Raw genomic sequence first — 13,368 nt, forward strand, 5'->3', positions numbered from 1 at the left:
GGAGGGATCACAATGAATTTCAATGAAATGGCTAATCAGATTATTCAAGCGGTCGGTGGCAATGAAAATATTGACCAAGCTTGGAATTGTACCACACGACTTAGATTTAATCTTATCAATCCGGCTCTGGTTGATGATGAAAAGGTCCAAGCAATTAAGGGTGTTTTAGGAACCCAAAATCGAAAAAATCAGTATCAAATTATTATTGGCAATGATGTTGCCGAGGTTTACAAAGAAGTAGAAAAACAAATCGGTCAGCCGGCAATGAAGCCTGCAACTGAACAAAAGAAAGCAGAAACCAATCCCTTCAGTACGATACTTGAAGTCATTTCAGGAATCTTCACACCGATCTTACCAGCTATCATCGGTGCCGGTATGATGAAATGTATTTTAACCGTCCTTTCTCTGACTGGACTAGTTACTGCCGATTCTGGTATTTATACCGTGTTCTACATGATTTCAGATGCCGCCTTTTACTTTCTGCCTTTCTTGATTGCTGTCTCTGCTTCAAGAAAATTCAGAGTCAATGAATTTATCGGATTATCTGCTGCCGGTGTTCTGCTGTATCCGACACTGATTAATGGCGCAGCTGAAGGCTTGGCACCTTTGAAATTTTTCGGTCTGGATGTTCCTTACTTAGGGTATAGTTCATCGGTTGTTCCGATCATCTTGACCATTTGGCTCATGAGCTACGTGTATCACTTTGCCGATAAATATATACCAAATGTATTTCGATTTATTTTAACACCGGTAGTCACGTTGATTATTACGATCCCCATTGCATTGATTGTTTTGGCTCCTTTAGGAAATTATATCGGAACCTATCTTTCCGCTGCCTTAGATTGGCTGTTCTCTACAGCGGGCCCTATAGCCGGATTTGCTCTGTCAGGATTAAATCCATTGTTGGTAATGACCGGAATGCACTTTGCAATCATGCCAATCGCCATTCAAAACTTAGCAAATACAGGATATGACAATTTTTGGCTGCCGTTTTGCTTAATTAGTAACGTTGCCCAAGCGGGTGCTATTTTCGCAGTCCTGCTGAAAACGAAAAACAAGGAACAAAAATCCATTGCTGCTTCTACAGGGATTTCAGCTTTGTTTGGAATTACCGAACCAGGAATGTTCGCGGTCACTTTTAAACTGAAAAAACCTTTTTATGCAGCGATGCTGGCAGGTGGAATTGCTGGTTTAGTGGGTGTGCTTTTAGGTGTTCGGACCTATTCATTTAGTGCACCGAATATTCTAGTCCTGCCAACCTATATAGCACCAGATGGCAATACACAGGGCTTAATAGCTATCGTTATCGCCTTGATCATCAGCTTTGTCCTTTCATTTGGACTAACCATGTTCTTGAAATTTAGTCCATTAGGCGAGGAAGACGCAACACAAAAACAAGAATTTGAGGAAGTTGAGGTCGGCGATGCGCTGATTGAGACTGAGACTAGTACGGTTTCTGAAGAAGTTTCAAGTCCCTTAAGAGGTGCTTTATTAGATATTCAAATGGTTCCGGATAAAACATTTTCTGACGAAATCGTTGGCAAAGGCGTAGCAATCGAGCCAGTTGAGGGCAAACTATATGCTCCTTTTGATGGCGAAATTACAATGGTTTTTCGAACAAAGCATGCAATTGCCTTTAAATCAACCAAAGGACTGGAGCTGCTGATTCATATCGGAATCGACACTGTCGAATTAGACGGAAAAGGCTTTACCCTTTTAAAAGAAGCTGGCGCTGCCGTGAAAAAAGGTGAGCTGGTGATGGAGTTTGATTTAGAGGGCTTAAAGAAGGCTGGTTATAAAGTTATTACTCCAGTTGTTGTGACGAATTATCAAGAATTTCAACAGATTAACAAGAACAGCTTTGACTGTCCAGTGGATGAAGAATCTGTTTTGTTGCAGGTGATGGGGTAAGGCGGGATGAGTACGTGAATTATCGTTGTAAGTCGATAGCTGAAAAGGCAGTGTTTGAGAGTATTAGACTCTTTCATTCCTTTTGTTTGTAAAGAAGCATTAGACTTTACCAGAAAGTAGGATTTAAGCCTTTGGTAGTTTGTTCAATATAGAAACGTTGAAGATGAGTATGGAAAAAGCGAACTCAATTAAGTAAAGCAAAGATAGTAAAAGTGATGAAGCAGCCTATGATTGCGGAAAAACCAATCATAGGCTGCCATTTTTATTTCATCATCCGATCCAGCAGCCAATCCACACCATAAGTACATGTCTTCTGAGCTTCATTATTGCCGCAATGAACATTGCCTTTAATCTCATAATATTCTTTATCAGTACTGGAAGCATTGCGATAAATGGTTTTCGCACCCTCCACACCGATGACCGGATCTTCCTCCGTATGCTCTACCAAGATTGGACAGGTAATATTTTTCAGCACATCATCCAAATTCATGCGATGAGAAATTTCCGCTGCTTCATCCAAGGTTTCCACGTTGAACTTATTCAAGAAGTTGTATAGATAGAAACGTTCAACTCCCGCAAAGGTATGCATTGTCAATTGATCCAGCTGTGAACAGCCTCCTCGAACCACTAAGCCAGATAACCGCCAAAGCTTACTCCCATAATCCCAATCGTATTGCCAATCGTTGGATTTTCTAAAATGTAATCAACCACTGCCAAGACAGCCTCATCATAATTATCTTCAGTCAAATACAGCTCACGATTTAAATTGCATTCACCCTGACCAGGCCCATCAAAAATTAGTGCTGCACAACCACGATCCACCACTGTTTTCGCAATCACAAAATTTTCTTCCTTGAAGCCGGTCGCCCCAACCACACAGATGATTACTGGAACGTCATTCGGTGCATTGCTAGGCAGTGCAAGATAAGCTGGCATCATTTTGCCTTCAAAAGGAATCTCAATATATTGAACGCTTTCATTTTGTGATAATTGCTTATGCCGCTTAAAGCTGTCTACCAACTTGCCATAAATTCGATACTTCTCTTCGTCAAAGGCCTTGATCCCGTAATCCCCTAAACGATACATTGCATTGGCATTGAAGTAGTATTCACTAGCTGTTTCCTTATGCCCAGCTTTCTCATTCTGCTTGGCATAGCTGTAAGCTTCATCCCCTAAACGTTCACACACTTCCACGAAATCCCGAGCATCCTCTGGGGCAACCGGTTGAAAGGTCTCCAGGTTCATCTCAGTTTCCGCCATCATTTTAAGAAAATCCTCCGGCGACATACCGCCTCCTAAAATCCGTCCAATATCCTGTGCAGGTGGTCTTTTTCTAATATCCATCCTAATCGCTCCTTTTCTAGTACAGTGTACTGTTTACGATTTTATAGTACACTGTACTATTCGAGATGTCAATAGCCTTTTTTCTGGTGTATACTATAAAATAGAAGAAAACCTGTGCTGATTTTTAACCAGCAGCGAAAGAAAAACGAGGTGACTTGTGTGACAGATACCAAAACCAAAATCTATTTAAGTGCCAAAGAATTATTCCAGGAACGCGGCTACAGCGACGTTTCTTTACGAGATATCGCCGAACATGCCGGCACCACCATCGGCAACCTAACCTATCACTTTCCCAAAAAAGAAGCGATCATGCTGCGGCTGCAGGAAGAGCTCTACAGCACCTTCTTTCATTTCGTCGATGCCGAAATCACTGACGAAAATGCCCTAGACCTGTTAAAAAATTCAATTAAAGAAATTCAAGAAATCCGAAAGACCAACATGTATTACTACAAATACATCGTCAATATCCATGAAGAATTTCCTTCAATGAAGGAAGAATTGCTGAAGTTCAGAAAGCGATTGACTGATTTTTATCTGAAAATCTTTTTGACGTTGAAGAAGACTGGAGTTATGAGAGATGATATTGAGGATGCGGAATACGAGAAGCTGACTGCGCTGGTTTCCCATTTGACTTACAGCTGGTACCAGATGACGAGTCCTTATTATGATGGGGAGGATGAGTTGGAGTTGAGTGAGGGGTTGGGGGTGTTGGTTGGGGCTTACATGATTGGGTAAAGAACAGTCGTATAGATAGACCCAGATATCTCACTACTTTTTTCATATACTACTAGTTAATTTTTTTGGTATGATATATGTGAAAAGGCATACAGGAGGATACTTAATGATTAATAGGGAAATTGTTAGTTGGGTTAAAAGGCAAACTTATTGGGAGCAGTACTTAGCAAATGAAATTCTTGAAGGTAAATCTCTAAGTGAGGATGACCTAGAGGAAATCTATCTATTATTTAAAAAGGAATTTGGATTATCAGAAGAGAGTTTAGAGAAAGTAAAGTTAGATTTTCTAAGCCTCGTGGATCACTCTACTGAAGAAGACAAAATAAAATGGCGAAGTGTTTCAAATGTTATTGGTGTCAATGCGCTAAAGAATAATGAAAAGTTAGAAATCGGAGAACAGCTCACTTTAATATACGGAGAAAATGGTAGCGGTAAGTCTGGTTATACACGGCTTTTTAACAATGCTTTTGTTTCAAGAGGAGATAAAAATATATTACCAAACGTTTTTAATCGAACGAACACACAAGTTAGTGCAACCTTCAACTTTGTAAATGAAGATGGTGAACTTTTAGATTTCATTTATCCTAATATTGGTGATCAAGAAATTTTGAAGAAAATAGCTGTGTTTGATAGCGTCAGTGCCACCAATGATTTAACTTGTGAAACGGAAGTATCCTTCGCACCGATAGAATTCAAATTTTTCGATAAGTATGCCAAAAGCTTCTCCGCAATCAAGCAAAGGCTAAACGATGAGCGGGCAGCAATTAATACTAAAAATGAATTTTTAGATTACTTCACCAATGAAACTATAATCAGACAAAGTGTAGAAAAGATTGATAGTAAAACTGATATTAACTACCTGAAAGTGCTAGCTAAAATAACTGATGTAGATGAAGAAACATACAAGCAAAAGATGAGAAAAAAGGTAAAACTTCAAGCGCTGAATATTAAAGAAAAAGAACAAGAGTATATAAGATATGAGAATGAGCTGAATAAGATTAGAGAAAGAATAGAGGTGCTTAATAACAAGTTTTCTGATACTCGAATAATGAAAACCAAAGAGTTAATAATTGAGAGGAATCAATTAAAGATGCTCTCTGCAGAAGAAGGAATTGCGCAACTTAAAGGTGAAAATATTTACAGGTTAGGTTCTGCTGAATGGAAAGATTTTATTTTGACTGCACAATCTTACTATAATTCTATCCAAGAAGAAATTGAACACTGTATTTTTTGTGGACAAGATATAACACATATTAAGGTAATTGATAAGTATTGGAAGTATTTAAAAAGTGTAGCTGAACAGAATCTAGTTACTGCTGAATCAAACATAAAGAAAATCATTCAAGATTTCTCAAAGCAAGATTTTCATTTATTAGTTCAAGAGTCTAAATTCGATGATTGGTTAAAGAAGAATGATTTAGTGCTTCGTGAATTATTGATTGAGGCGGAGACAAAATATGAAGAGCTCAACTCTTTACTCATTGATAATCTTAACAGTCTTGACTGGAAAACAGAAGTTAAAGAGTACCGTTTTAATATTGACTCCTTTGAGAAAGCTTACACATTGTTAAAGAAGGAAGTTAGTAAATTAGATGCTGATAGTATCGATAAAAAAATAAAAGATTTAAAAATATACGAGGGTCTTTATCGGGATAAACTGCAATTAAACAATTTACTTCCAAAAATTGAAGTTTTTATAAAGAATCTTCAATGGGTGGACAAGGCAAGATCTATCAGTATTACCACAGGTAAGCTAACGAATTTCCAAAAAAAATTATTTACGAAATACGTAACTCAGGAGTATATGGACAAGTTTGATGAGGAATGTAGAAAATTGAAAGCAAATTTTTCTGCTGAAATTAAACAACGAGGACGCAGAGGTGCCACTTTAAGTACTTTGTCTGTTAAAGGACGAAAGCCTGTAGAAATTCTAAGTGAAGGTGAACAGCGATCCATTTCTTTAGCGAATTTTTTAGCGGAAACAAATCTAAATAGAGACAATGTCTGTATTGTATTGGATGATCCTGTATGTTCATTAGACTATAAAAGAAGGGACATAATAGCTGATCGACTTGTTGAAGAAGCAGATAATAAACAAGTAGTTATTCTTACTCACGACATAACTTTCTTGATGTGTGTTCAAAAGCTTTGTGAAGAGCAAAGGATTAAGTGTGATGTGGTTACGATAAGAAAGATAAATCAGGATGCCGGTATTATTCAAAATACGGTACCATGGATTGGAGCTCCTGTAAAAGAAAGAATAGGTTACTTGCAAGATAAATTGCAATCAGTTGGAAAAACCTATAAAGAATATAGTTTAGGCAACATTGAACTTTATGACAGATATGGTGAAGAAGCTAAACTATGGTGTGAACAGCTGAGGGAAACCTGGGAGCGTACGATTGAAGAAATATTATTTAATAATTCGGTTCAGCGATTCAATCCAGCGATACAAACCCAGCGTCTGAAGCGAGCTGCATTTACCCAAGAACTGTACCAAGAGGTAGAAAAAGGAATGAGTAAATGCTCCAATTGGGTTCACGATAGGGCAAGTGGATTAGGTGAGGAAATTCCTACACCGGAGCAGCTGACTGAATATCTAGCAGAATGCAGAAGTTTTGTTAAAAGGAATAAGCCGAAGTAGTTTGTAAGTTAGTGGAAAAGATAAAGTATTTATTAGCAGTAAGATTCTCAGTGATTATTAATTGCATTTTTATTATTATAAAATTGGGGATTAAGAGATAAAATGACTTAAAGGTTTGAAATAAATCCGATTATCAATCAATGAGTTGGTAATATTTAAAAGTATTTGAATTTTATGTAGATTGGAAAGTGATAAAATGGTCAATAATTTTTTTACGAAGATTGATAGAGAATGTATTCCTGTTGAATGGCAAAAAGGATTGAATCAGTTTGCAATAGCTAACAACAAACAAGTATACCTCATAAGGGAGCCATTATCGAAAAATAATGAAGAATACGATTATAAAGATGCTTTTGTATTGTTAATCCCAGGCTATCAAATAATTATTGTGAATCTAAGAGATAGCAACGATGATTTTTACGAGTTTGTAGAAGACTTTATGGAAGATTTAGGATATTTGTCAGATAAATTTGAATACAAAGAGAAATTAGGAAGACCCAGAAAGTGGAAAAAACAGCAAATTGTTACTATTGATGATGAGCCTAGTAACGTTGAGTTTTTTTTAAATGATTTACCTCAATACAAGCATACTCGTGATAAAGAGAAAAGAGTTTCTGAGCTACTTGTTTCCCTTCTTACGGGAAGTATAAACAATATTGATAGTATAGACATAGAAGAGCCAGAAACTTTATTAGATAAAGTTAAGCAGAAGATTGTGCTATTTGATGGTGATCAAACACGTTTTATTTTTGAAGAAATTAATCAACCAACTATACGTATACAAGGACTTGCTGGTACAGGAAAAACAGAACTTTTACTTCATAAGTTGAAAGAATTATATACAAAAGAAGAAGATAGTAAAATAGCTTTTACATGTCATAATAAGGTATTAGCAAATAGTTTGAGAAATAGGATTCCTGATTTTTTCACTTTTATGAAAGTGGAAGAACAAATTGCTTGGAATGAGAGGTTATTTGTGTTTAACAGCTGGGGATCAGCTAAAGTACTCAATTCAGGCTTGTATTCAAAAATATGTCAGCATTATGGGATACCTTTTCATTCATTTAGTTTTGGGGATTTCAACAAAGTGTGCTTAGAAGCAATAGAAGATCTGAATGAAAAAAAAGATATATCCCCCTTGTTCGACTATATTCTCATTGACGAAAGTCAAGATTTCTCAGAAGCTTTTTTCGATTTATGCAGTATGGTGACAAAAAATTCTGTCTACATTGCAGGAGATATATTTCAAACTATATTCGTAAAACAATCAACTGATGTTTCTCCAGATTTTCTTTTGAATAAATGTTACAGAACAGATCCAAGGACATTAATGTTTTCTCAAGCGTTGGGGCTAGGGCTCTATGAACGGCCAGTAATAAATTGGCTGAATGATAATGAATTGAAATCTTGTGGTTATGAAATAAAGACTGATGGAAACCGCTATGAACTAACCAGACCAAAAATTCGAAGGTTTGATGATTCAGAAGAGGATGAATTAGATTTTTCACCCGTTGTAATTGAAGAAACAGAAAGTGGCGATATATTGGATACAATTATTGACACAATTAAGGATATCAAAAACAACAATCCAACTGTAACGCCTAATGATATAGGTATAGTTTTCATTGATGCTAATAGACAGATTTATAATCAAATAGACGCATTAGAGTTCAAGATTGATGAGGAATTTCAATGGGATATCACAAGAGGCTATGAAAACAAAGAACAAATTGAGAATACGCTATTTGTAAGCAATAGAAATAATGTAAAAGGATTAGAATTTCCGTTTGTTATCTGTGTAACAGACGATCGTATTTCTCAAAATATTTCTCTAAGAAATGTTCTATACATGACCTTAACTCGATCATTTATAACAACGTATCTAATTATGACTGAGAATAATGAGGATTTGTGTGCTTTGTGGAGCGAAAAACTCCAAGATATAGTTGAGACTAACAAACTAGTAGTAGAAAAGCCAAAAGAATCAGAGATTCTTTCAGTAGAGGAGCTTCGAATAGATGAAGCTAAATACCAAAGTATAGATGAAATGAGAAATGAAATATTCAGGCGTTATAACATTACTAATTCGGCAGATAGAATGATGCTGATTGAGATTGTAGATGCTCACTGTAAAAATAAGAATAACGTGACTAAAAGGGATATTGAAAAAATTATTAATGCAAATTACAGTTTATACGGTAGGTGATAGAATGGTTTTGGAGTTTTTTTATAACAAAAAAATAAAAAGATTAATAAATTCTAGAGTGGACTCAAAAGAAAAGATCTGGAAGATTATATTAGAAACAAGTAAGTTGATTTTAACAGGAAATCTAGTGAGTAAAAAAAATGCTGAGGGTAAACTCATAATTGACACGGAATTTAGGAGAATATTTTTTAGTCAAAAGTTACCTAGTGCTGAGAACAAGCACTTCAGTTTTCAGTTTCCTTTTAAAATTGAACAAAACGCAAATAATTACACTTTGAAAACTTTCAGTCAAGCTACGGATATACAGAGTGCACACATTCAAGTGATATTATCATTATTAGATAAAGGAATTCTTAGTGAATCAAGAGGAGTTTATGGAATTCAACTAGAATTTTGTGAGTTGGTTGAAAATACGTTAGAAGAACTATTTCTCTCAAAAAAATTAGTAGAAGACTTAGATGATATATTATTAGAATTGTTTTTATTTGAACCTAGTTATATTCGCTTCGACGAAGATAAAAAGAATGCGAATGGAAAAATACACCCTTTGTTTCATTTTGATATTTTTTATTCTCAACAGACAACTTTAAAACTAGGTTTGAGCAAGCTTTATGATTTAGACTATTTCGTGAAATTTCTTTGTGAGAAAGAGAAAGAATGTTCATTTATATCAGAATAATTATAAACTAAAATTTAGGATTTACTTTTTTGCTTTAGTTCAATAAAAAGAAATTTGTACGTTAAATAATACAAACGAGTAATCAACAAAAAATTTTATTGTCGAGGTGCACTATGGAAATACCAAAACCGATAATTTATGAAGTAGACTATACAAATGATGACCTTTCAAATTTGAAAACTACAGAGAAGATCAAAAGCAAAAAGGATCAAAAACTTATCTTCAATTATCCAACTGTATACATTGTTAATGATGAAGTAGATTCTTCAAAATATTCAGTCTATGTAGGCGAGACTACAGATATTAAGCGACGAACTAGTGAACATCTATCTAACGATTCAAAGACTCGTGAGGATTGGAAAGCATTACTCAAGTCTGAACGGGCGAAAATGTTTGTCATAGGGCATGAGCATTTCAATAAATCGTTGACCTTAGATATTGAAAATCGTTTAATGCAATATCTATCGAGTGTTGAAGCTGTTGTTAGTGTAAATAATCGGCGTACAAATCCGCAAAATGACTATTATACGGTTGAAGAACTTGGTACTGTTTTTTCAGAAATTTGGAGGAAGCTACAGAAGAAGAACAAAGAACTTTTTCCGTTAGAAAGAATCATTAGAGACTCTGCAATTTTTAAAGCTTCTCCATTTCATAAGTTAACTAGAGAACAGATGACTGCGCGTGAAGATATTATTATAAAGGTTACCGAGGCATTAAACCGCGGAAAAGAGGGCCAATTAATTATTGTTGAGGGAGAAGCGGGTTCTGGAAAAACAGTGCTAATGAGCAGTCTGTTTTATGAGTTGAATCAGCTTGCTGAAAAAAATTCAGAGAATATAGTTATTCAAGGAACCAAACAATATCTATTAGTCAACCACGATCAGCAGTTAAAAGTTTATGAACAGATAGCATCTAAGTTAGGAATTTTGTCAAAAAGGAATCCTGATATCGTTTCAAAACCTACGAGATTTATTAATAAACACTCTGAAGATGAGAAGGTAGATATTGTAATTGTAGATGAGGCACATTTGCTATGGACTCAGGGTAAGCAATCTTATCGAGGAAAAAACCAGTTAGATGATCTGCTTAAAAGAGCAAAAGTTGTAGTTGCTGTGCTTGATAGAAATCAAATTCTCTCTAGGGAACAATATTGGGATGAAATCGAAATGCGCAATAAGATTCATGAAGCCGCTTATAAAAAAAATTATATCTATCTAGAAAATCAGCTGCGTATCAATGCTGATGAAGAAACAATAAGTTGGATTAGAGGTTTAATTGATAATAGAAGGATCGAAAATATACCTGTCGACTCAAAAAAATACGACCTTAGAATATTTGATGACCCGGATACAATGTATACAAAAATTCGAGAAAGGTCAAAAAACGAAGAATCGGGAATATCTCGTATTCTAGCTACTTTTGACTGGGAGTATGTTGACAAACGCAAACCTGAAAATGAAGACTATTGGTATGTAAAAATTGGAGACTGGAAATTGCCTTGGAATTTGCAACTTCCTCAATCCAAAAAAGAAAAGCGGATAAATCGTAATCGCGCCTGGGCGGAACAAGCTCAAACAATCAATGAAGTAGGATCAACCTTCACAATCCAAGGGTTCGACCTGAACTATGCAGGAGTCATTATTGGTCCATCAGTGAAGTATCGGAATGGCAAAATTGTATTTGATAAAAATGAAAGTAAAAATAAAAAGGCTATTCAAATGCGTGGAACTGAGAATGGGGAAAAATTAGATGTTTCAGACTTTTTACTCAAAAATGAACTGAATGTTTTGCTGACAAGAGGTGTTAACGGATTGTACATTTATGCAGTTGATGAAGAACTTCGTGAGGCACTGAAAAAGGCTGGAAAAGGTAAGCTTGAAAATTAGTAGTTAAACTTTAAGTCTTTTGATATCTTTAAGACATTATTGGAGAGAAAAATGAAATTTACAATATTAGAAAATGCCGTTAATTCGTTAGATATTGCTGTTGAGAATTTCCAATTATTTTATTATGGTGAAGAAGATACTCTTTCAGCTTATTCAGATTCAAAGCATAAAAAGATTAGTTTGTCATTCTTAGAGAATGCGATTGAATTATTGTTAAAGGCGATCATCATTGAGAAAACTAAAGATAGTCTTTCTATTTTTTTGAGAACTGATAGAGAACCCTTTAAACAGATAGTTGATGAAGCTAGAGAACTATCTAAAAAAAATCGTTTGAAACTGGAAGATTGTTTAATTCAAAATACCAGTATGAAAACAATTACTTATACCCAGTCGGTAAGGTATTATGAAGAGCTGTTTGAGGTTAATGAAAAAGTTCGCGGTGTGTTGGAAAAACTAGGAAATTATCGAAATGCTATTACACATTTAGGTATTGACTTCACTGAGAAACCTGATGAACTTTTATGTTGTTTCACTGAAACCTTTGATGTGATATTTAATAATTTATATCCTGAGTTGCTGGAACTTGATGAGGAAGCTAGTTATTATTTTGAGGACTGTGATGAAGATTTTATGGTTCGCACTCCTGAAGGTGTTGATTCTCTAGTAGGGGAAGAAGGATACTACAATAATTGCTTTGATTTCACTCATGAATTGCTAACAGACTTATCTCAGAAAATAATAATGAACTTGTGTAGTAAAAATTCAGACAAGAGGATATTAAAGTTTTTCAAGACATGCGAAAAGATAAGAAGTCATACTGACTATATGGAATACTTTAAAGAAAATAATTTAGATATTCAAAAGGAAGGAAATACTGAATGGTTGTTGTGTGAGTATGAAAATGGTACAGAGACAACATATTTAGCACCAGTCTATTCTTCCTATTACAATGCGACGATTTATTTTGATGATAGTCAGGTTGTTTTCATTGTTCCGCATTATGAAAATAAAATTTACCACTACACGGAAACTATAAAGTACCCCGTGTTAGACGAACCAGAAAATGTTCGGCAATGGGAAAAGGATTTAGAGGATGGGAAATGTAGAGCTCTAAAACTCTCTGCTAGAAATCTGTTTGAAGTCCTAAAAAGCTGGTGCGAGGAAATGAATGATATATTGGGTGACTGATTAATACGAGTTTGTAAATTTATTCATGCGAGAAAAAACTGCATAATTATTTTTTGAATCCGCCAAAAATGGATGTGAACACAGTAAAGAAGCAAGCAGACAAAATACTTGGATGAGCTTGTTTTTTAAGAGAGTCACCCAAATTTATGACTTCTTATTTTGCTGCTTCATAAACTTAATATAATGAACAAGCTCTTCAATCCGTTCCTCGCTCAAATCATCATCTACATGCAAAACAATCCTAAGCTGCTTGTCAGAGAGCGCATGCTCTTCAGTTCCCTCACGCCTGTGAAGGTAAACAAAAATAGTCAGCAATCTTGTTTTGAATGTCTATGTCAGGAAATCTGCGGCTTTATTCGTAAGATGAATAAGTTGTTCGGATAATTCCTAATATCTCGGCTGCATCATTTTGAGTCCAATTTTCTGTTTTCACAATTTGGTGAGTCTTATATCGAACATAGAAATACTTCCAAGCTGCGGAAGGAAATTTTTTTTATGATATAATTAATCTGCGTTTTCAACAGTATTGTATAGAACTAAAGGTAAATGAGTTCAGTCGATATGGTAATTGAACTGCCCAATAGTTAGTATTCAATCCAAATTTTTTATTTCCAATGATACAGAAGGTTCTCTATGTCTTATCTCAACAAATATAATCTAACCCAAGAAGAAAATCTTTCCTTAGCGAAAAAAATGCTAGTTGAAAACATCTATAATCAGGCACGAATGTAAAATATCAATATTACCTTTTCTGATACGAAAACTATCATTGATG

9 protein-coding genes are annotated in these 13,368 nt (G+C 35.1%); 7 read left to right on the plus strand and 2 right to left on the minus strand.

The window, feature by feature from the left end; all coding sequences use genetic code 11:
• The first annotated feature begins 12 nt into the window (after nucleotides 1–12).
• The gene (locus tag IGI46_RS04595) at nucleotides 13–1,911 is read left to right on the plus strand and encodes a beta-glucoside-specific PTS transporter subunit IIABC (protein WP_429972996.1); all 1,899 of its coding nucleotides are present in this window, start codon (nucleotides 13–15) and stop codon (nucleotides 1,909–1,911) included.
• A gap of 262 nt (nucleotides 1,912–2,173) precedes the next feature.
• Here the strand turns inward: IGI46_RS04595 and IGI46_RS04600 are convergent, their stop codons facing one another.
• Nucleotides 2,174–2,539 (minus strand): serine aminopeptidase domain-containing protein, encoded by a 366-nt coding sequence (locus IGI46_RS04600; protein ID WP_429972997.1) that lies wholly within the window; start codon nucleotides 2,537–2,539, stop codon nucleotides 2,174–2,176.
• Nucleotides 2,539–3,255, minus strand: coding sequence for an alpha/beta hydrolase family protein (locus IGI46_RS04605; RefSeq protein WP_429972998.1), 717 nt, complete (start codon nucleotides 3,253–3,255; stop codon nucleotides 2,539–2,541). The genes IGI46_RS04600 and IGI46_RS04605 overlap by 1 nt, the downstream gene beginning before the upstream one ends.
• Nucleotides 3,256–3,369: 114 nt before the next feature.
• Here IGI46_RS04605 and IGI46_RS04610 point away from each other — a divergent pair, with 114 nt between their 5' ends.
• The 6 genes from IGI46_RS04610 (at nucleotide 3,370) to IGI46_RS04635 (ending at nucleotide 12,593) form a co-directional block, all read left to right on the plus strand.
• Entirely contained in the window at nucleotides 3,370–3,990 is a 621-nt protein-coding gene (locus IGI46_RS04610) for a TetR/AcrR family transcriptional regulator (protein WP_429972999.1), read from the plus strand.
• A gap of 106 nt (nucleotides 3,991–4,096) precedes the next feature.
• Nucleotides 4,097–6,634 (plus strand): AAA family ATPase, encoded by a 2,538-nt coding sequence (locus IGI46_RS04615; RefSeq protein WP_429973000.1) that lies wholly within the window; start codon nucleotides 4,097–4,099, stop codon nucleotides 6,632–6,634.
• A 181-nt stretch (nucleotides 6,635–6,815) separates the two neighbouring features.
• Nucleotides 6,816–8,840: a DEAD/DEAH box helicase gene (locus IGI46_RS04620; protein WP_429973001.1), complete on the plus strand. Its 2,025-nt coding sequence runs from the start codon at nucleotides 6,816–6,818 to the stop codon at nucleotides 8,838–8,840.
• Entirely contained in the window at nucleotides 8,797–9,519 is a 723-nt protein-coding gene (locus tag IGI46_RS04625) for a hypothetical protein (RefSeq protein ID WP_429973002.1), read from the plus strand. Before IGI46_RS04620 ends, IGI46_RS04625 begins: the two co-directional genes overlap by 44 nt.
• A 113-nt stretch (nucleotides 9,520–9,632) precedes the next feature.
• Entirely contained in the window at nucleotides 9,633–11,405 is a 1,773-nt protein-coding gene (locus IGI46_RS04630) for a DUF2075 domain-containing protein (protein ID WP_429973003.1), read from the plus strand.
• 51 nt (nucleotides 11,406–11,456) lie between these two features.
• Nucleotides 11,457–12,593, plus strand: a complete 1,137-nt coding sequence (locus IGI46_RS04635; RefSeq protein ID WP_429973004.1) for a hypothetical protein — start codon at nucleotides 11,457–11,459, stop codon at nucleotides 12,591–12,593.
• The last annotated feature ends 775 nt before the right edge of the window (nucleotides 12,594–13,368 follow it).

This window comes from Enterococcus sp. AZ163, from assembly GCF_050498925.1.
Classification (GTDB): domain Bacteria; phylum Bacillota; class Bacilli; order Lactobacillales; family Enterococcaceae; genus Enterococcus_A; species Enterococcus_A ferrettii.

Bases quoted from the DNA above. Each gene is read 5' to 3' on its own strand.
- IGI46_RS04630 (WP_429973003.1), top strand. From the start codon at position 9,633: ATGGAAATACCAAAACCGATAATTTATGAAGTAGACTATACAAATGAT.
- IGI46_RS04605 (WP_429972998.1), bottom strand. From the start codon at position 3,255: ATGGATATTAGAAAAAGACCACCTGCACAGGATATTGGACGGATTTTA.
- IGI46_RS04615 (WP_429973000.1), top strand. From the start codon at position 4,097: ATGATTAATAGGGAAATTGTTAGTTGGGTTAAAAGGCAAACTTATTGG.
- IGI46_RS04635 (WP_429973004.1), top strand. From the start codon at position 11,457: ATGAAATTTACAATATTAGAAAATGCCGTTAATTCGTTAGATATTGCT.
- IGI46_RS04595 (WP_429972996.1), top strand. From the start codon at position 13: ATGAATTTCAATGAAATGGCTAATCAGATTATTCAAGCGGTCGGTGGC.